This is a genomic window from Oscillibacter sp. 1-3 (genome assembly GCF_000403435.2).
Classification (GTDB): Bacteria; Bacillota; Clostridia; order Oscillospirales; family Oscillospiraceae; genus Oscillibacter.
Window position 1 is genome coordinate 366503 of the sequence record NZ_KE159709.1, and the last position, 18073, is coordinate 384575.

17 protein-coding genes are annotated in these 18073 nt (G+C 58.0%); 8 read left to right on the plus strand and 9 right to left on the minus strand.

Annotation, left to right across the window (positions count from 1 at the left end; all coding sequences use genetic code 11):
- Positions 1 to 11: 11 nt before the first annotated feature.
- The 3 genes from C816_RS14355 to frlC are packed head-to-tail and all read right to left on the minus strand — an operon-like array spanning position 12 to position 2127.
- On the minus strand, positions 12 to 437 hold the full coding sequence (locus C816_RS14355; RefSeq protein WP_016323125.1) for a secondary thiamine-phosphate synthase enzyme YjbQ: 426 nt from the start codon (positions 435 to 437) through the stop codon (positions 12 to 14).
- 13 nt (positions 438 to 450) lie between these two features.
- Complete coding sequence (locus C816_RS14360; protein ID WP_016323126.1) at positions 451 to 1296, minus strand: amidohydrolase family protein; 846 nt, start codon at positions 1294 to 1296, stop codon at positions 451 to 453.
- Positions 1297 to 1311: 15 nt separating this feature from the next.
- Positions 1312 to 2127 carry a fructoselysine 3-epimerase gene (gene frlC / locus C816_RS14365; protein WP_016323127.1) on the minus strand — a complete coding sequence of 272 codons (816 nt, stop codon included), beginning with the start codon at positions 2125 to 2127 and terminating at the stop codon, positions 1312 to 1314.
- 255 nt (positions 2128 to 2382) lie between these two features.
- Here frlC and C816_RS14370 point away from each other — a divergent pair, with 255 nt between their 5' ends.
- Together C816_RS14370 and C816_RS14375 are read left to right on the plus strand one after the other, a co-directional pair.
- A complete protein-coding gene (locus C816_RS14370; RefSeq protein ID WP_016323128.1) occupies positions 2383 to 3378 on the plus strand; it encodes an SIS domain-containing protein in 996 nt (331 codons plus the stop codon).
- A 133-nt stretch (positions 3379 to 3511) separates the two neighbouring features.
- Positions 3512 to 4297 carry a histidinol-phosphatase HisJ family protein gene (locus C816_RS14375; protein ID WP_016323129.1) on the plus strand — a complete coding sequence of 262 codons (786 nt, stop codon included), beginning with the start codon at positions 3512 to 3514 and terminating at the stop codon, positions 4295 to 4297.
- Positions 4298 to 4327: 30 nt separating this feature from the next.
- Here C816_RS14375 and C816_RS14380 read toward each other — a convergent pair whose 3' ends face one another.
- The 6 genes from C816_RS14380 to C816_RS14405 all read right to left on the minus strand — a co-directional run bounded on the left by C816_RS14380 (position 4328) and on the right by C816_RS14405 (position 12012).
- Positions 4328 to 5428: an SIS domain-containing protein gene (locus C816_RS14380; protein ID WP_016323130.1), complete on the minus strand. Its 1101-nt coding sequence runs from the start codon at positions 5426 to 5428 to the stop codon at positions 4328 to 4330.
- 13 nt (positions 5429 to 5441) lie between these two features.
- The gene (locus tag C816_RS14385; protein WP_016323131.1) at positions 5442 to 7094 is read right to left on the minus strand and encodes an ABC transporter permease; all 1653 of its coding nucleotides are present in this window, start codon (positions 7092 to 7094) and stop codon (positions 5442 to 5444) included.
- Positions 7095 to 7099: 5 nt separating this feature from the next.
- Positions 7100 to 8170 (minus strand): ABC transporter ATP-binding protein, encoded by a 1071-nt coding sequence (locus C816_RS14390; protein WP_016323132.1) that lies wholly within the window; start codon positions 8168 to 8170, stop codon positions 7100 to 7102.
- 76 nt (positions 8171 to 8246) lie between these two features.
- A complete protein-coding gene (locus tag C816_RS14395) occupies positions 8247 to 9338 on the minus strand; it encodes an extracellular solute-binding protein (RefSeq protein WP_016323133.1) in 1092 nt (363 codons plus the stop codon).
- Between the two features lie 221 nt (positions 9339 to 9559).
- On the minus strand, positions 9560 to 10339 hold the full coding sequence (locus C816_RS14400) for a response regulator transcription factor (protein WP_016323134.1): 780 nt from the start codon (positions 10337 to 10339) through the stop codon (positions 9560 to 9562).
- A complete protein-coding gene (locus tag C816_RS14405; protein ID WP_016323135.1) occupies positions 10336 to 12012 on the minus strand; it encodes a sensor histidine kinase in 1677 nt (558 codons plus the stop codon). Before C816_RS14405 ends, C816_RS14400 begins: the two co-directional genes overlap by 4 nt.
- Positions 12013 to 12122: 110 nt before the next feature.
- Here C816_RS14405 and C816_RS14410 point away from each other — a divergent pair, with 110 nt between their 5' ends.
- The 6 genes from C816_RS14410 (at position 12123) to C816_RS14435 (ending at position 18071) form a co-directional block, all read left to right on the plus strand.
- Complete coding sequence (locus tag C816_RS14410) at positions 12123 to 12947, plus strand: BtpA family protein (protein WP_040655676.1); 825 nt, start codon at positions 12123 to 12125, stop codon at positions 12945 to 12947.
- Entirely contained in the window at positions 12944 to 13732 is a 789-nt protein-coding gene (locus tag C816_RS21955; protein ID WP_016323137.1) for an HAD family hydrolase, read from the plus strand. The genes C816_RS14410 and C816_RS21955 overlap by 4 nt, the downstream gene beginning before the upstream one ends.
- Before the next feature lie 390 nt (positions 13733 to 14122).
- Entirely contained in the window at positions 14123 to 14893 is a 771-nt protein-coding gene (locus tag C816_RS14420; RefSeq protein WP_016323138.1) for a GntR family transcriptional regulator, read from the plus strand.
- Positions 14894 to 14906: 13 nt separating this feature from the next.
- Entirely contained in the window at positions 14907 to 15656 is a 750-nt protein-coding gene (locus C816_RS14425) for a GntR family transcriptional regulator (RefSeq protein WP_016323139.1), read from the plus strand.
- An 82-nt stretch (positions 15657 to 15738) separates the two neighbouring features.
- Entirely contained in the window at positions 15739 to 16590 is an 852-nt protein-coding gene (locus C816_RS14430; protein WP_016323140.1) for a PfkB family carbohydrate kinase, read from the plus strand.
- A gap of 122 nt (positions 16591 to 16712) precedes the next feature.
- Positions 16713 to 18071, plus strand: coding sequence for an MATE family efflux transporter (locus C816_RS14435; protein ID WP_016323141.1), 1359 nt, complete (start codon positions 16713 to 16715; stop codon positions 18069 to 18071).
- Positions 18072 to 18073 lie beyond the last annotated feature (2 nt).

An 18073-nucleotide genomic window follows, 5' to 3' on the forward strand; every position in this document is an offset into this window, starting at 1 on the left:
AAAGGCCGCGCCTAATCTGTAACCGTGACCGTAATGGTCCGCACTGCGGGACCGTCAAATTCACAGAAGTAAATCTCCTGCGCGCCGCCCCGGACAGGGACGCCCCCTTGAAGGGGAAGGTGGCAGTGGTTCCCCACCAGCAGGGCTTTCAGATGTCCGGTGGGGTTGCCGGCGGTGGAGCCATAATCCCGGAGCATCCGCGCGTGGCTGTATGGACGGTCCTCCGGGACAAGCGCGGAGAGAAAGGTCTCAATATCGCTCTCCAGACACTCCAGGGACTCGTTCACAGTGATGCCGGTGGTGGTGTGCTTGCTTTGAACGGTGACCAGACCGTCCCGGATACCGCTTCTGGCCGCGATCTCCAAAACCTGGCGGGTGATCAGGATGAGCTGTTCATACCGGCTGGTCCGCAGGGTGAATTCCTCATAATAGTGCATAGACAGGCTCCTTTCAAAGACCCAAATAAACGAGCGCGTTCTCTCCCATGATCAGCTCCACAGAGCTCTCCCGCAGGCCCAGCGTCTCCATGGCTGCGGCCATGCGGATCTGTTCAAAACGGGGATCATCCGAGCCAAACAGGACCTGGTGCCGCAGGGAGCGGTCCAGCCAAGTGATGGGGAGGTCCTTTGTAAAGGTCTGCTGGTAGAACTCCCGGGCGCAGTCAAAATAGAGGACCCCCGTATCGGCGTAGAGGTTTGGATATTTTAGGAGCAGGGCAGCGGTCTCCCGCACCCAGGGCCAGCCGAACCGGGTGATCCCGATGCGGAGTTTGGGGTGGGACATCGCCAGGGGCTCCACCGACAGCGGATGGGCCCAGGCCATGGATTGGCCGGGCTCCCAGGTCATCCCGAGGTGAAATAAGACAGGGCGGTCGTATTGTTCACACAGGGACCACACCGGCTCCAGCCGCGGGTCGTCGGGGCGGAACTCCCCCGCGCAGGGGTAGAGGGCCAGACCCAGCAGCCCCAGATCTCCCAGGGCGTGCTCCGCGGTCTCGGCCAAATGCGGGTCGCCGGGGTCCAGCGACCCCATGCCGAAAAAGAGGTCGGGCCGGAGGGAAATCAGTGAGCGGACCTCCTCGTTGGAGACAATGGCGCCTCCGCGGGCCTCCGGATAGACCTGAGCCAGCAGGGTGAGGCGGTCCAACCGGGCGCAGGCCATTTTGTTTTCGATATGTTCAAGTGCGGCCAGGCCATTTTTATGGATGTCTGTCACACGGTGGCGCAGGCCCTCCCGATGGGAATCGCCGTTTATATCCGCATAAAAAGCGGGGTGGACATGAATATCAATCCGCATAAAATTCCTTCCCTCCTACATCATCTGCCGCAGGTTTTGAATGGCCCGCCGGGCGTAGAAACGGGGCTCGTTGAGATAGTTGGTCACCAATTCAATGGTGGCGGAGCCTTGATAATTCCGTTCTTTGAGCTCAGCCATGAGCTCGGGCAGCGGGAGACATCCCTCGCCGGGAACAAGGTGGACATCGTCGTTGCCGGAGCTGTCTATAATGTGCATGTGGTACATTTTCTGACCGAGTTTGTCGAAATAGGCCAGAATGCTCTCGTGCTGAACAAAGGGGACCGCCACGTCACACATGCCCACTAAGGCCTCTGACGGCACAGCCTGAAAGACGCTGGAAAGGTCGTTGGCGCTGGTGACGGTGTTGCTCTCATAGGGGGTGAGAGGCTCCAGAATGAGCTTTTGGCCCAGATATTCCGCATAGGAGACCAGCTCTTGAAGTGTCCGTACCAGCCTGTCCCAAATCTCCTCCCGGGAGGCCGAATTTCCGGCGTGTGCCGCGGAGATCAGCGTGGCCTCGCAGCCCAGAGCGGAGGCGGCGTCCATACACCGCTTGATGTACCGTACGGAGTCCTGGCGCTGGTTCTCCGTACCCAGCATGAAGTTGTAGGGATAGGCGTTGATCTCCGGCGTGAAGATGGGAATCGGGATGCCATAACGCTCCGAGAGGCTGCGGAGCTCCCGTACGCCGTATTGATTCAGGTCCGGGGGATAAGCGTGGGGGCGCCCGCCCCACAGCTCGATGTAATCGTATCCGAAGCGGGCGGCGTCCTGGAACATGTGCTCCGCCGGTTCACGCTGGTAGCCCGAGGTAAACAGCCCCAGTTTCATGAAGGACCTCCTTTTGGATTCGATGAGTTTGATATAATTACATACCAATTTAAGCTCATCCTATCACTTGTGTAAAAATACGTCAAGAGATTTGAAAAAAATATCATAAATAAAAGATTTATAAAAAAAATTATTTTGTGTCAAACGCAAAAAATGGTATAAATAAATTGACAACATATCTGCTTTCGATTATAATCATTGGCGGCAGACAGCGTTGGACCAGTGAACGATACTTATTACAGGGGGTAACAGATCATGATCAAGTTTGACGAAAAAAAGCAGCTGGACAGTGTCCAGGGCGCTCTGGCGCTTCGGCCGCGGATCGAGGCCATCGTAGACGGCGTATGCCGGGAGGGCTTCCGGAATCTCTGCTGGCTGGGCATCGGCGGCACCTATGCGTCCTGCCTCCAGGCGGAGGTCCATATGCGGGAGCGCACGGCGCTGGACGTCTTTGCGGTCAATGCGGCGGAGTATCTTACCACCGGTGACCGCCGTGTGGGCGAGGGCACGGTTGTTGTGGTCTCCTCGGTCACCGGCAGCACGGTGGAGATGGTGGACGGCGTGAAAAAGGCACAGGCCGCCGGCGCGAAGGTCCTGGGCTTCATCGACGTGGAGACCACCGAGCTGGCCCGGATGGTGGACTGGGAGATTGCCTATCCGGCCAATGAACAGCTCAAGTTTTTCATGGTGGCGGACCGTTTCCTCTATCGCCACGGTGAGTTTGACGAGTATGATGTGTATTACGCCCAGCTGGACGCCCATCTGGCCCGCGATCTGGTAGAGGTGGAAAAGGCCGCCGACGCCTTCGGCTTGGCTTTTGCGCAGAAGCACCACGATGACAAGCTCCACTATTTTGTGGGAGCGGGGAATCAGTACGGCTCCACCTATTCCTACGCGATGTGCTATTGGGAGGAGCAGCATTGGATCCGCACCAAGAGCATTCACTCTGCCGAATTTTTCCACGGTATGCTGGAAATCGTGGAGCGGGACACCCCGGTGACTGTGTTTGTGGGCGAGGATGCGCAGCGGCCTCTCAGTGAGCGGGTGGTCCGCTTCCTGCCCAGAGTGTGCGCCAACTACACAGTCATTGACTCCAGGGATTACGACCTGCCCGGCATTGACGAGGGGTTCCGTGGGAATCTGTCTCATCTGGTGACCCATGCGGTGACACAGCGGATCGACGCCCACATGGAGGCCATCAATTGCCACCCCATGGAGATTCGCCGCTATTACCGCCAGTTCAGCTATTGAGGACGGCCGATTTTGTACGGATGACTGTGTGAACAAAGGTATTCCCGGCGTATGAGTCTGGGGGCGGAGATGCGCGGCGCGTCGATCCGGTACAGCGGAGCTTAACAAAAATAGAGTGAAGGCGGGAAAGTCTGTGTTTTTTGATTATCATACCCACAGCCATTACTCCTTTGACGGAGAGGAGGCTGCCGCCGATATGGTGGCCGCCGCCTCTGCGCGGGGGATAGAGGAGATCTGCTTTACCGACCATGTGGATTTTGATTTTCCCGGGCGGCGGCATCTGCCGGACTTTGCCTCCCGGCGGAGAGAACTGGAGGCCCTTGGCCGCCGGTACCCGTTGATGGCCATTCGCCATGGAGCGGAGGTCAGTCTGGGAGATGAGGCCTGCGCCGAGGCGGCGTGGGCGGCGCTTCGGGATGTGGAGCTTGATTTTGTGATAGGCTCTGTCCATGTCGTGGATGGCGTTGACGTGTGGGCCGACCGCTATTACGAGGGCCAAAATAAAGCGGAGGCCTATCGCCGCTATCTGGAGGCCGTTGCCCGCATGCTGCCCGCGTTTCCGCACTTTCATGTGCTGGGGCACTATGATTTCGTGGCAAAATACGCCCCGTATCCGGACCGCTCTGTCACACTCGAGGACGCGCTGGATGCCTTTGAGGAGATATTCCGTTTCCTGATCGGGAACGGAAAGGCCATGGAGATTAATACCGCGTCGTGGCAGGAGGATGCTCCCTGGGGTATGGATGTTCTGCGCCGGTATCGGGAGCTGGGCGGTGAATATGTTACCGTGGGCTCCGACACCCACGGGACGGAGCGGGTGGGTGCCCGGATCGGCGAGGCGATGGAACTGGCCCGGGCTGCCGGAATCCGATATGTGGCCGCCTTTCAAAACGGAGAGCCGCGGATGCACAAGCTGTAAAAAAGGAAACCCCAGAAGGGGTTTCCTTTTTTACAGCACTTCTTTATGGACATAGTTCTGACTTTTGCCGTTAACGGCTGCCTCCAGCCTGGCGCAGAGGGGGTGCTTGTGCCAGAGATGTTTGTCCTCCGTCAGCTGATAGGACAGGATCTGGAAAAACGGCAGCAGGACCAGCGGAGCGGCGGCCTCCAGCCCGGGGTTACGCAGGGCAAGGACCCGGCTGTCCGCGGGCGGAGCGTCGGCGCAGGTCAGGAGATAGGCACGGCGGGTCACCTGGCAGGTGGCCTGCCACAGCTGCCGGACCCGGAGCGTGTCAGGTCCCGCGCCGTCCAGGAAAAACACGGTGTGGTTCGGCGTGAGCTGAAGCTCCGGCCCGTGGAGATACTCCTCGGTCTCACAGGCCATTGCGGGGATCTGGAGCGTCTCACAGAGTTTCAGCGCCCCTTCGGCGGCGGCTCCGCAGCACGCGCCGGCGCCGCAGAGAAATACGGTGCCCATGGAGGATAGATCGAGGTAATGGGACTCAAGAAAGGGAGGTGTCTGCCGGATGCAGTCCCGGCTGGCCGCCGCGGCGGCGGCCAGCGAGGAGCGGATTTGATCCGCCTCGGCGGGGGAGACACGCCCCAGGGCCCTTCCGCCCTCCAGGGCCAGGAGCTGGAAAAACAGGATGAGGGTGGATACTCCCATGGTGACATAGCCCACTTGTTCCTGTCCGCAGCCGTAGTCCACCAGGAGGTCTGAGACCTGGGCCATATCACTGGCGGGGTCACTGGTGACGCCAATCGCCGTTCCGCCCTGTCGCCGGATGACCTCCAGGGCCTCCAGGGCATTGGTGCTGTATCCGCTCTGTGAGACCACCAGGGTCAGCTCGTCCGGAGGCAGCTCGTGCTCATAACAGGCAAAGGTGTGGGGAGGTGTGACAAGCACCTCCATTCCCAGCAGCCGGCGCAGGAGGGGCCGGGCCGCGCAGGCGGCGTTGCGGGAGGAGCCGGAGGCCACGATCCGCAGGATTCGGAAATCTTCCCTGCGGAGCAGGTCCACCGCCGGCGCGGTGAGGGCTTCGGAGCGGTCCAAAGCTCTCTCCAGCGCCACCGGGGTCTCGGCCACATAGTCCAGCATGGTCTTTTTCATCTCCGGCGCCTCCTCACATGGTGATCTCTCCGTTTTTGCTGAGCTTGTTGAAGATCAGCAGGGAGATGATCGTGAGGATGGTGAGGACGCTGGCCATGGCGGCGGCAATGCCGTAATTGCCCCGGACGATCTGCGTGTATATGGCCACGGTGAGGGTCTGGGTGCGGCCGGTGTAGAGGATCATGGCCGTGGACAGCTCGGAGATCATCGTGACCCAGCTCAAAATGGCGCCCGCTACGATGCCGGAGGACATCATGGGCACGGTGATTTTGAAAAAGGTCTTCATCTTTGTGCTGCCGAGGGACAGGGCGGCCTCCTCAATGGTGATGGGGATCTGGTGTAAAATCGCCACTGAGGAGCGAATCGTATAGGGCAGACGGCGGATAATAAGGGCGACGACCATGATGAACATGGTGCCCGTAAATGCCACAGGGGGGCGGTTGAAGCTGGTGACCAGGGCGATGCCCACCACGGTGCCTGGAATGATATAGGGCACCATGCTCAGTACGTCCACCGTGGAGCTGAGCACGTTCCGGCGCCGGACGGAGAGATAGGCCATGAGAACGGCCAGCAGGACCACTGCCACAAGGGCGATCACCGGGATGACGATGGTGTTCTGCACACTGCGGCCCAGGCGGCTGAACATCTCCCGATAGCTGTCCAGAGAGTAGCCGTCCACATAGATGGTGCCGCTGGTCTTTTTGAAAGAGGTGTACAAAACGTACAGCTGGGGCAGGATGGCGATAAATACCACCACATAACAGAATACATGAATCAGCACGCCCTTTGCGCCGTGCAGGGGTTTTTCCTCGATGGGATGCAGGGAGTTCATGGAGAAGCTGTTGCGCTTGCTGGCGATGTTCTGGGCAGAGAACACCACCGTGGTGATCACAATAGCAATCACTGCGATAGCGGAGGCGAAGCCCTTGTTCTGGGAGACCTCGCCCACGAACTCCGTATAGAGGATCACGGGGAAGGTCCGGTATCCCTCACCCATGAGCATGGGAGTGCCGAAGTCCGAGAGGGCCCGGATAAAGACCAGGAGCGCCCCGGCCAGCAGGGTCGGCGTGATCAGGGGGAGGACTACCTTGAAAAACCGGCGTACTCCGGTGCAGCCCATGTTTTCACTGGCCTCCAGAAGGGAGTTGTCCACCTTGCTCAGGGCCCCGGCCACATAGAGGAAGATCAGGGAGAACAGCTGCGTGGTGAACACCAGAAGCATGCCATTGAACCCATAGATGTCCGGGGGAGTGACGCCGAACAGGGCCTTGATGAAATTTGTGATGACGCCGTTGCGGCCCAGCAGCAGAATCCACGCGTAAGCGCCTACGAAGGGAGCGGACATGGAGGAGATAATGATGAGGATGCGGAGAGTCTGCTTTCCCCTGATTTTGTACAGGGCAAAGAAATAGGCCATGGGAACGCCCACCAGCAGCGAGGTGACGGTGGCCCAGAAGGAGACCTTGAAGCTGTTGACCAGGGTGGAGGAGTAGTAGGGCTTGGAGAAGAATTTGATGAAGTGGTCCAGGGTAAAGCCATTGTCCCCGTAAAAGGCCATCTTGATCAGATTGCTCAGGGGATAGACCATGAACAGAAGATACATGGCCAGGATCGCCAGGGTGATAACGCCCCAGACGTCCAGGCGGAAACGGTGATTGTCCTTCATGCCGCTTACCCCCGCAGCAGGTTGTGGTCGCCCTGCTCATCATAGACGTTGATCTTTTCCCGCTTTACCGTCAGCGTGATGCGGGAGCCGGGAACCACAGTGTCGTCGATGGCGGACTCCTGGATCAGCTCCACTTTTTCCTCCAGGCCCACATCCACGATATAATGCGTATTCAATCCCAGGTAGATGCTGTCTACCACGGTGCCGGGGATGCCCTCACCGCCCTCGGGGCCGATGATGAATTCCTCAGGGCGCACGGAGACCTTTACCGGCTGATCCGGCGCGGCGCTCCAATTGGCATGGGCCGCGGTATAGCCGGAGGGGAATACCAGCTCTCCGCCCCGCAGCACGGCGGGGAGCACATTGGTCCGGCCGATGAAGGTCGCAACAAACAGATTGCTGGGCCGCTGATAGATGTCCCGGGGCGCGCCCAGGTGCTGGATGCTGCCCGATTTCATGACGGCGATGGTGTCGCTGATGGACATGGCCTCCTCCTGATCGTGGGTGACATACACCGTGGTGATGCCAACCTCTTTCTGGATGCTGCGGATGGCCTGGCGCATTTCCAGACGCAGCTTGGCGTCCAGATTGGACAGGGGCTCGTCCATCAAGAGCACATCGGGCTTGATGACCAGAGCGCGTGCCAGCGCTACCCGCTGCTGCTGGCCGCCGGAGAGGTTTTCGGGCAGTCGGTCGGCGTATTGATCGATCTGCATCATGGCCAAAAAGCGGTCACATTCCCGCTTGATGACCGCCTTGTCCAGCTTCCGGTTTTTCAGGCCGAAGGCCACGTTTTCCCGCACGGTCATATGCGGGAAGATGGCGTAGTTCTGGAACACCATGCCGATGTTCCGTTTGCTGGGGTCCTTGTCGTTGATCCGCTCTTCGTTGAAATAAAAGTCGCCGCCCTCGATGGAGTTAAAGCCGGCGATCATGCGGAGCAGAGTGGTTTTGCCGCAGCCGGAGGGTCCCAGCAGGGTAAAGAGTTCACCGTCCCGGATGTCCAGATTCAGTCCGGAGATAACTGTGGTGCTGCCATAGCGTTTTACGGCGTTTTTGATGGTGATCTTGCTCATGGGTGACCATTCCTTTCGGCGTTGTCCTGATAAATCACAGGGACCCCGGCGGCCCGGGGTCCCCTTTTGGTGTTTCTCAGCCGGGATAGACGTCCATGTAGGCGTCCATATACTTATCGGTGATCTCCTGCTTGTGCTCATTGACGTAGGCCTGGTCAAAGGTGACGGTCTTCACGTCGGTGGCGGGGCGGAAGTAATCGGGATAGCTCACATCGTCGCGGACGGGACGGACGTCCAAGTCGTTGCAGAAGATGTTCTGAACTTCCTGGCTCAGGACGAAGTCAACAAAGCGGCGGGCGTTGTCCAGGTTTTTGCAGTTGTTGATCACGCCCACAGTGGAGCCGGTGAACACGGTGCCCTCCTCGGGATAGACGATCTCGACCGGCGCGCCGTCGCGGGAGAGGATGATGCCGGCCTCCTCGTAGGACAGGGCGACCACCATCTCACCGTCGGCCACGGCCTTCCAGGCGGCGCTGGAGCCGGAGGCCAGCTTGCCGTCCAGATTGGCCACCAGCTGACGCACGATGTCCCAGCCCTCCTCATTTTCCAGGGACAGGCCGCCGAAGTCGCTGAGCAGGGTCTCGATGTGCATCATGGCGGAGGAGGAGGCGGTGGGATCGGGCATGGAGATCTTGCCCTTCAGCTCGGGGTTCAGCAGGTCCATGTAGCCCTTGATCTCGATGTCGCCCACCAGATCGGTATTGACGATGAAGATGGAGGAATCCAGGCAGTAGTTGGTGCAATAGCCCAGAGTGTTCCGGAATTCCTCGATGACGTTTTCGTTTTCGGGGCTCACGTAGTCCTGGAAGATGTGCTTGTACTCGGTGTAAGAGGACTCGCCGCCGCCGAAGATCACATCGGCGTAGGGATTGGCGCCTTCGGCGTCCACGCGGGCCAGGAGTTCGCCGGTGCCGCCGGTGATGACCTCGACCTCAATACCGGTCTTTTCCTCGAACAGGGGAATAATGGCGTTGATCTGCCCCTCGGTAGCAGGGGAGTAGATTACCAGCTTGTCGCTGCCGCTGGGCTGCTCGGTGTCTGCGGGGGCACCGGCGTCCGGAGCCGGAGCGGGGGTATCGGTTGAGGGCTTGCCGCCGCAGCCGGCCAGCAGGCTGAGGGTCATAATCCCCGCCAACAGGAGTGAGAGTGCTTTTACGCGATGTTTCATCTTGAGTATCCTCCCTTTTTGGTGTTTTGACTGTTTTCCATGGTGTCCTTCCCAGTGGGATTGTCTATATTGTAGCATCCTCACTCTGAAAACACAGGAGGAAATCCTGCACTTTTGAGATAAAAAACTGCTCTTATGATGGAAAAACACCAATTGTGTCAGAACATGGATATGTCTACGGCGCTTTCGGAGCCGGCTCTGTCGTGCTGTTCAGGCAGGGGTCAGTGGAAGAGCCTGACATATTCCCGGGGGGAGCAGCCCACGTGCTTTCGGAACACGGTGTTCAGATATTTGGCGTTGAGAAAACCGCATTCCTCGGCGATGATTTCGGTGCGCTTGTCGGTTTCCCGCAGCAGGACAATGGCCTTTTGGATGCGGTAGCGGGTGAGGTATTCACTAAAGCCCAGCTTCATCTCCTCCTTGAATCTGCGAATCAGGAAGCTCTCGCTGTAATGGAGCTCTCCCGCCAGGTCGTGCATGGTCAGTTTTTCGGCGTAGTGCCGGTCCACATACTCCAAGATCTGGCGGACGGCGCCGCTTTTGACCTGTGTGCGGTCAACGCTGGAGAGCAGATCAATCCCGCGCAGGCCGTCCTCCTCTTTCCGGTATTCGCTGTATGCCAGCCTGCGGCGGCGGGATTCCTTGGCGTCCTCAATGGCCTCCGCCAGCTCGCCGAAATCCACGGGTTTGAGCAGGAAGCGCACGGCGCCCACCTTCACGGCCCGTTGGGCGTACGCAAATTCCGGGTAACCGGTGAGGATGATGGCGCTGTAATCAAAGCGGTCTCTGGTTGCCTCCAGGACACCCAGACCATCCAGAAAGGGAATATTGATGTCCGCAATGACAATATCCGGATTTTCCGCCTCAATGACAGCCACTGCCTCCCGGCCGTCGGCCGCCTCCAGGATTTCACTGCAGTCCAGAGCCTGCCAATCCATCGAGTAGATCAGTCCGCGGCGGATGACCGCCTCATCCTCCACTACCAGCAGTTTGTAACTCATGATGCCTCCTCCATATGGGCAATGCGCAGCAGTACCCGGGTGCCCTGTCCCGGGACACTGTCCAGTTCCATCCCGCTGCCGGCGCCGAACTGAAGATTGAGCCGGCGGGCAATGTTTTTCAGCCCATGGTGTGTGCTGTGGGGCGCTGTTTTGGCAGCAATGAGATGCCGAATTTCCTCCAGGAGCTCCTGGGACATCCCCGCACCGTCGTCCACCACTTCCAGGTAGAGAAAATCCTCGTCCTCCCAGGCCCGGATGGTGACGGTCAGGGACTGCTGCCGCTGCAGGACATACTTTACACTGTTTTCCACGATGGGCTGGAGGCACAGCCGGAGACAGGGGTGATCCAGGCAGCTGTCCGGAATGTCCAGATTGTAGTGAAAACGCCCCTGAAAGCGGTATTGGATAATTGTCAGATAGTCCCGCAGGTGGAGCAGATCCGACCGCAGGGACACCATTCCCTCCGGGGCGTCGATGCTGTAACGCAGCAATGAGGTGAGTTTGAGGATGATGAAGTCCGCGTCCCTGTCTCCCAAGCGGATGGCGTAGCGGATGCTTTCCAGCGTGTTGTAGAGAAAATGGGGGTCGAACTGGGCTTCCAGCTGAAGTCGCTCCATCTGGTTGTTCAACTGTGCCAGTTCCAGATTTCGGCTGCTGAGGGATTCCAGATGATCCAGCATGGTGTTGATGTGATCGGCGATGGTCTCAAATTCATCTCCGGTGTGAAGTTCCACCCGGTGGGAGCCATCTCCGAATTGAATGGCGGTGAGCTCGGAGTGCAGGGTTGCCAATGAGCGGGAGTTCAGGTCCGCGATGCGCCGGGCAAAGGTGCGTCCGGTGAGCAGCAGAGCCGCCACCAGCACGATCAGGGCGCACAGGGCGATGGCGTAGTAAGAGGTCAGACCGCTGTTTTTGACAAACGTGTAGATGTATACGCCGCAGCGAGGCTGATAGGTGCGCGCCATCCAGTACTGCCGCCCCTCATAGAGCGTGCTTCCGGAGTCGGGCTGAAAACGGTGTACGCCGTCTATCAGCGTCCGGTTGCTGGCCGCGATGATCCAGCCCTCCTCGTCGGTGATGACTCCGTCGAATTGGTTTTGCAGCATGATGGATTCCCACCCGGAGCCGTCAATGTAGATGGAGGCCGCTCCGGCCGCGAAGCCGTCCTCCCGGAACAGGGGCGCGGACAGTACGTATTTTCCGGTATTTCTGAAAAGGTGATAGGTGGTAATGTAAACCCCGTTGTTCTTGTCGAGATTCTGCTGGACCAGCTGGTCAAAGTATTGCTGGTGGGTGTTGGGGCCGTCGCCGTCCACGTTGGCGTATACAATTTCATTTTCCCTGTCTGTGAGAATCAGCTCACTGGAAAGACCGGTAGTCAGGACAAAGCTGTTGAACCAGTAGGAGATATAGTTGTCGCTGACCTCGCCGTTCAGATGGCGGAGGAAGAGCGTCTGCGTATCTTTTGAGGTGAGAAAATCGGTGTACTGCTGATAGCTTTCCAGAAAGGCGTGGGAGAGAAGTTCGTTGTTTTTGGCGTTCAGATAGGTGTTGAATCCCAGCGTATATATCAGCAGGATCACGGTGAAGACCGTAAAAAAGACAAGGGCCATTCCGGCCGCGTACCGGGCGAACTGCCGGCTTAATTTTTCCTGATAGGATTCTCTGACCATGATGTCTCTCCGCTCCTCTTGACAGGTTTTCGCTCAGTTGCTATAATAGCGAAAAATGGTATGCATTTACTGTGAACTCATCTGTTATAACGGTGGAAAGAAGTGATTTGATGTCTTGGATACAGGAGCTCTTCGGGGTGGAAAAGCCCATCATTGCCATGCTGCACCTGGAACCGCTGCCCGGTGATCCGGAATGGAGGCCCGAAAGCCGGATGGAGCGGGTTGTCGAGCTTGCTCGGCAGGATCTGCGGGCCCTTCAGGACGGGGGAGTGGACGCCGTTCTGGTCTCCAACGAGTTCAGCCTGCCCTATCAGCGGCATATGTCCTTTGTCACTCCGGCGGCGATGGCCCGGGTAATCGGAGAACTGCGCGGGGACTTCCGGGTACCCATGGGGGTGGACTGCATCTCAGACGGTCTGGCCTCCATCGAGCTGGCGGCGGCGGTAGATGCCGCTTTCGTCCGAGGGACCTTCTCCGGGGTCTATGCGGGGGATGGGGGATTTTATAACAACGATATAGCGGAGCTCCTGCGCCGCAAAGCGGCTCTGGGGCTGGATCGGCTGCGGATGCTCTACTTTCTGAACCCGGAGTCGGACAGGAACCTGGATACCCGGCCGCTGCCCCAGATTGCCCGCTCCCTCATCGCCAAGACGGCACCGGATGGACTGTGTGTCTCCGCATCTGCGGCGGGAGAGGATGTGGCTGTGGAGGCGCTCGACCAGGTTTGGAAAGAAGCCCGGGGCCGGGCGGCGGTGTTCTGCAACACCGGCTGTCGTATGGAGACCATTCAAAATAAGCTGGCGGTCTGCGACGGAGCCGTGGTGGGCACCACCTTTAAGGCGGGGGGATCTTTTCGGGCCAGAGTGGATGCCGGCAGAGTGGCGGAGTTCATGTCTGTGGTCCGCGGGCTGCGCCGGACGGGAGGCGCCGGATGAGGCGATTGCTGTGTCTGGATATGGACGGGACGCTGCTGAGGGATGACGGAGGCCTGGGCGCGGCCACCACGGAGGTTTTGAGACGCATCCGGGAGCGGGGACACGTGGTCAGCTTTGTCACTGGCCGCGGTGAGATCGATATGTTCCGCTGTCAATACCTGTATCGCTGCGCGGATTATATGTTGATGGGCAACGGCGTGAAATTGCTGGAGACGTCTTCCGGACGGATGCTGTTCCGGCAGACTGTGCCCCGGGAACCGGCCGAAAAACTGATGGAATTTTGTCTGAAACGGGATCTGCATCTCTACGTGATGATGGGACCTCAATATGCCGTGAATAAGATCACGCCGGGCGTAAGACAGTATGCGGAGGAGATCGGCGTCTATCCAAGGCTTTTTTCCCATGTCGGTGAGATCGACCTGGAGACGGTGGAGAGCTTCATGGTCAGCGGAGATCAGGAGGCGGTGGTCAGACTGGTGGAGGAAGAGGCGCTACCGCTGCTGTGTGTGCCCTCTGAGCCGGGCTGCTGTGATATTCTTCCCGTCGGAGTTGGAAAATGGCAGGGGGTGCGGAAGCTGTCGGAAATGCTGCGGATACCGGTATCTGATGTACTGGCGGCTGGGAATTACGACAATGATATTGACATGATCCGGGGAGCGGGCGTCGGTGTGGCGGTGGCAAACGCATTGGAGCACGTGCGGGCCGCGGCGGACTATGTTACGGCACGCACCAATAATGAAGACGCTTTGGTGGAGATTGCGTCGGTTTTTCTGGATCTGGAATAGTGCATACAAAAAATATAGCACAGGAATTTTGATTCTGCAACAAAAATAACAGATAAGTTAATTATATTTTTGAACCATTTGAACGCGCACCCCGTCTCATTGGTCTGAGGCGGGGTGCGGCTGGTGTTCCCGCAATATCAAAAACGGCACATCGAAAATAAAATAGTATATAACGGGTTTGTTGCGCCGGCTTGGCGGATATGGTATACTCACTTATATCCATGGTCGGCTGCGGCGTTGGACATGGTCGGTCCTCCGCCTCCGGCGGAGCGCCGGGAGCGGCTTACAGCCGGCGGGCATAGACGCCGGTATTTTTGAGACGGGTATTTTGTTATTTTACCTTTGGCTTGCTTGACTATGGGGGAATAACACCTGGAAAGGAGCTGTGCTATGGCGCAGGAGTATAAGGTGCGGCCTCGGGAGGCGGCGCTGGAGACCATCGTCGCATACATCGCGGCACAGAATCTCCAGCCGGGAGACCGTCTCCCCGCGGAGCGGGAGATGTGTCAAATGTGGTCGCTTAACCGCAGTACGCTGCGCTCGGCGCTCTCCCGTCTGGAACGGGACGGGGTTTTGGATATTAGGCAGGGGGCGGGTATCTTTGTTGCGAGGCCGAAATTCAGGCGAAATCTTCAAAATCTCAAGTCTTTCACGGAGGAGAGCGGCTGCCAGGGCCTTCGGTTGGAGAACAGGGTTCTCTCCCTTTCGCAGATAGAGTGCGACAAGCACTTCTCCCGGCGTTTTCAGGTGATGCTGGGCACGCCGCTTTGGAGACTGTCCCGTCTGCGTATCATCGATGGGTGCCCGGTGGCGATTGAGACGTCGTTTTTCAGGCGGGATCGCTTCCCGGAGATCAGCCGGTTTGATTTTGGCCAGGACTCCCTTTTCCGTGTATTTGCGGTGGAATACCACGCGAAGCCGGTGTTTGGAGACGAGAGAGTTTCCATTACGAAGATCACAACGGAGGAGGCGGATCTGCTGGACACACCCGACGGGAGCCCGGCGTTTTGGATTGTCAGTCAGACCCGTGATGGACAGGGAGAACTGTTGGAGTACTGCCGCACGGTCGCTCGGGCGGACCGGCTGATTTTGACCAGTGTTTTGGAGCGGAGGGAGCTGGGAGAGGCGGCTGAGAGAGAAAGAGGGCATGGAGTGGTTTGAAAAGGGGGGCGTTATGACAGAGAAAAGCGTGGGATACCGTTCACCGCTCTATTTGCAGCTGCGGGAGGTCATCCGCGGGAAAATCGAGAGTGGAGAATATCCTCCGGGGACGTGTATTCCCTCGGAGAGCGCACTGTCCAAGATTTATGGCATCCATCGGCTCTCCGTGCGTTCGGCGATTTCGGCTCTGGAGTATGAGGGTCTGCTGAGGAGTGTTCAGGGCAAGGGCGTGTTTGTCATCGGCGGGAAAGACGAGCGGGATCTGGAGACCATTGGCGGATTTAAGCAGACCATGCAGATGCTGGGGCGGACTCCGTCCACAAAAGTAATCATAAAGGCCCTGCGGCCGGCGGGACCGTGTTATGCCCAATCGCTGGGGGTGGAAGCGGAGGCGCTGGTCAACTACATTAAACGCGTGTGTTACAGTGACGGCGACGCCTATTCTCTTGAGGAGATCTACATCCCGCAGAGTGTGATCCCCACTTTGCCAGATATTGATCTGGGCCTTTTTTCGATTTATGAGATCTATGAGTTCTACGGAATTCAGGTGACAAGGGTAGACCAGTCGCTGGAAGTGACTCAGTTAGATCCGATAGAGGCCCGCCTCCTGGACATAGATCCCTCCTCGCCGGTTTTGAAATTTCAGAGCGTGAGCTGTGACCAAAACGGGAGAATCATTGAATATGCACGGACCTATACCAGGGGAGACCGGTGCAGCTTTAATGTTCACTATTCCGAAGATAGAAATTCAAAAAGAGTATAAAGAGCATATTGTGTTCGACTTGGGGACGTGAGAGTTGCCAGAATTTGAATATGGGTTTACAGTGGAAAAAGGAGGCGTCAAAGTGGAAAAGAGAATTTGTGTGGCGGCAGTCGGGGACAACTGTATGGATTGCTACGACGATTTGGGCCAGAGCTTTCCGGGGGGAAACCCGGTAAATGTGGCTGTGTACATTCGGCGTCTGGGGGGACAGGCCTCCTATACGGGCGCCGTTGGCAGCGATCCCAGCGGCAGGCAGATGATAGAGGCCATTGCGGCAAAAGGCGTGGACACCTCCCATGTCCAGGTGCTGGAGGGAAAAACAGCCGTCAGCCATGTGCGGCTGGTGGAAGGCGATCGGGTATTTGGAGAATACGAAGAGGGGGTCCTAGCCGACTTTAAACTGCGCCCCGAGGATGTCTCCTTCCTGTGCGCCCAGGACTTGGTGGCGACCGGTATTTGGGGGATGATCGAGGGCGATTTGCCGTCAATCTCCCAAAAGGTGCCGGTGGCGTTTGACTTCGCCAACAAATTTGCAAGTCCCATTGTGGACCGGGCGATCCCCTATGTGACTTACGCCTTCTTTTCCTATGACGAGGAATCGCGGGAGGACTTCGCGGAACGCTGCCGCCAGCTGGGGCTTGGGGAGTCATCCAGCGATGAGGAAATGCTGGCGGGATTCATGGAAGCCATGTGGAAACTGGGACCGAAAGCCGTCATTGTGACGCGGGGCAAGGCGGGGAGCCTGGCATGGGACGGCAGCCAGCTGTACCGCTGCGGGATTGTGGAGTGCGAAGTAGTGGATACCATGGGGGCGGGCGACAGTTTTATCGCGGGCTTTCTATACGGTGTTCTTGAGGGAAAGACCATTCCGGAGGCCATGCGGGCCGGCGCGGAAAACAGCGCGGTGACACTGGGCTATTCCGGCGCCTGGTAAGATACGCGGCTTTGATGGCAGAATCCGTTATAGTGCATAAAATCTGGCAGGATTCTTTGCGAATCCTGCCAGATTGACAATTCATTATATAACGTTATATAATGAATGACAAGGAGGGATGTATGCTAGAGAGAAGAACGGTCTCCCTGACGGAAGGCCCCATTTTTTCCGGACTGCTTTATCTGTTTTGGCCGATCATGCTGGGGGCCTTGCTCCAACAGTGTTACAATACCATTGACGTGGCCATCGTGGGCAACTATCTGGGAAAAGAGGCGCTGGCCGCTGTGGGCGGAACCAGTTCCACCATGACGAACCTGATGATGGAGTTCCTGGTGGGAATCTCCTCCGGAGCGGCTGTGATAATTGCCCAGAACTATGGCGCGGGGCGGGAACAGGAGCTTCGGGAGAGTGTTGGGACGGCGGTCTGGATCGGAGCCGTGCTGGGGCTGGTTCTGGGGATTGTCGGGATTGCGGCGGCGCCGGTGCTTCTGCGGTGGCTCAATGCGCCGCCGGAGATCGCGGGAATGGCGCGGGTTTATCTGCGGACCTACTTCTGCGGGCTGCTCTCCATGTCGCTGTACAATACGGGGGCGGCGATTCTGCGAGCGGTAGGGGATACGAGGCGTCCCCTATATTTTCTGATTGGCTGCTGTGCGGTGAACTTGGTGCTGGACCTGCTGTTTGTGGCAGCCTTTGGCTGGGGGATTTTGGGCGCGGCGCTGGCTACGGTGATCTCGCAGACGCTGAGCGCCGTTTTAGTCCTGTGGGTATTGGTGCGCAGCCGGGAGAGCTATCGGCTGTCCGTCACTCTCTGGAAGTGTCCGGCGGGGGATTCGGGACGTATGATCGCGATTGGACTTCCCTCGGGCCTGCAGGCAGTAATGTACTCGGTTTCCAACATGGTAGTGCAGTCCCAGGTCAATACATTTTCAACCGACACCATCGCAGCATCCTCCGCGTTTGAGCGCCTGGAGGGCTTTTTCTGGATGTTTTTCAACGCGTACGGCGTGGCGGTTCTCACCTTCATGGGCCAGAATTACGGCGCTGGGAGAGCAGATCGGATGCGCCGGGGTGTCAAGACGGCCCTGACGGCCGGTGTGGCCGCAGCGCTGCTTTTAAGCGGACTTTCTATGGCGGGCGGAAGATGGTTTTTTCGGATATTTACCGATGACACAGCCGTACAGAAGACAGGACTCTCGATTCTGTATTTTATGATGCCCTGGTATTTTATCTATGTGTTTATCGAGGTGTTCTCCGGGACAATCCGCAGTACCGGAGATGTTGTAAAGCCGATGGTAATATGCTGCCTGGGGATTTGCGCGGTGCGGATGGTTTGGAGCCTTGCGGTGTCACCTGCGTTTCATGAGATCAAGGTACTGCTGTTGGGGTATCCCGTCAGCTGGTCGGTGACTGCTGTGATGTTTTTCCTGTATTATTGGTTCGGCGGTCCCCGAGAGCGGATTAGAGGAAAGGAAGTATAGGA

What these genes read in the sequence shown, in the direction of transcription:
- C816_RS14355 (WP_016323125.1), bottom strand. Translation starts at nt 437, where the DNA reads ATGCACTATTATGAGGAATTCACCCTGCGGACCAGCCGGTATGAACAG.
- C816_RS14360 (WP_016323126.1), bottom strand. Translation starts at nt 1,296, where the DNA reads ATGCGGATTGATATTCATGTCCACCCCGCTTTTTATGCGGATATAAAC.
- frlC (WP_016323127.1), bottom strand. Translation starts at nt 2,127, where the DNA reads ATGAAACTGGGGCTGTTTACCTCGGGCTACCAGCGTGAACCGGCGGAG.
- C816_RS14370 (WP_016323128.1), top strand. Translation starts at nt 2,383, where the DNA reads ATGATCAAGTTTGACGAAAAAAAGCAGCTGGACAGTGTCCAGGGCGCT.
- C816_RS14380 (WP_016323130.1), bottom strand. Translation starts at nt 5,428, where the DNA reads ATGAAAAAGACCATGCTGGACTATGTGGCCGAGACCCCGGTGGCGCTG.
- C816_RS14385 (WP_016323131.1), bottom strand. Translation starts at nt 7,094, where the DNA reads ATGAAGGACAATCACCGTTTCCGCCTGGACGTCTGGGGCGTTATCACC.
- C816_RS14390 (WP_016323132.1), bottom strand. Translation starts at nt 8,170, where the DNA reads ATGAGCAAGATCACCATCAAAAACGCCGTAAAACGCTATGGCAGCACC.
- C816_RS14395 (WP_016323133.1), bottom strand. Translation starts at nt 9,338, where the DNA reads ATGAAACATCGCGTAAAAGCACTCTCACTCCTGTTGGCGGGGATTATG.
- C816_RS14400 (WP_016323134.1), bottom strand. Translation starts at nt 10,339, where the DNA reads ATGAGTTACAAACTGCTGGTAGTGGAGGATGAGGCGGTCATCCGCCGC.
- C816_RS14405 (WP_016323135.1), bottom strand. Translation starts at nt 12,012, where the DNA reads ATGGTCAGAGAATCCTATCAGGAAAAATTAAGCCGGCAGTTCGCCCGG.
- C816_RS14410 (WP_040655676.1), top strand. Translation starts at nt 12,123, where the DNA reads ATGTCTTGGATACAGGAGCTCTTCGGGGTGGAAAAGCCCATCATTGCC.
- C816_RS21955 (WP_016323137.1), top strand. Translation starts at nt 12,944, where the DNA reads ATGAGGCGATTGCTGTGTCTGGATATGGACGGGACGCTGCTGAGGGAT.
- C816_RS14420 (WP_016323138.1), top strand. Translation starts at nt 14,123, where the DNA reads ATGGCGCAGGAGTATAAGGTGCGGCCTCGGGAGGCGGCGCTGGAGACC.
- C816_RS14425 (WP_016323139.1), top strand. Translation starts at nt 14,907, where the DNA reads ATGACAGAGAAAAGCGTGGGATACCGTTCACCGCTCTATTTGCAGCTG.
- C816_RS14435 (WP_016323141.1), top strand. Translation starts at nt 16,713, where the DNA reads ATGCTAGAGAGAAGAACGGTCTCCCTGACGGAAGGCCCCATTTTTTCC.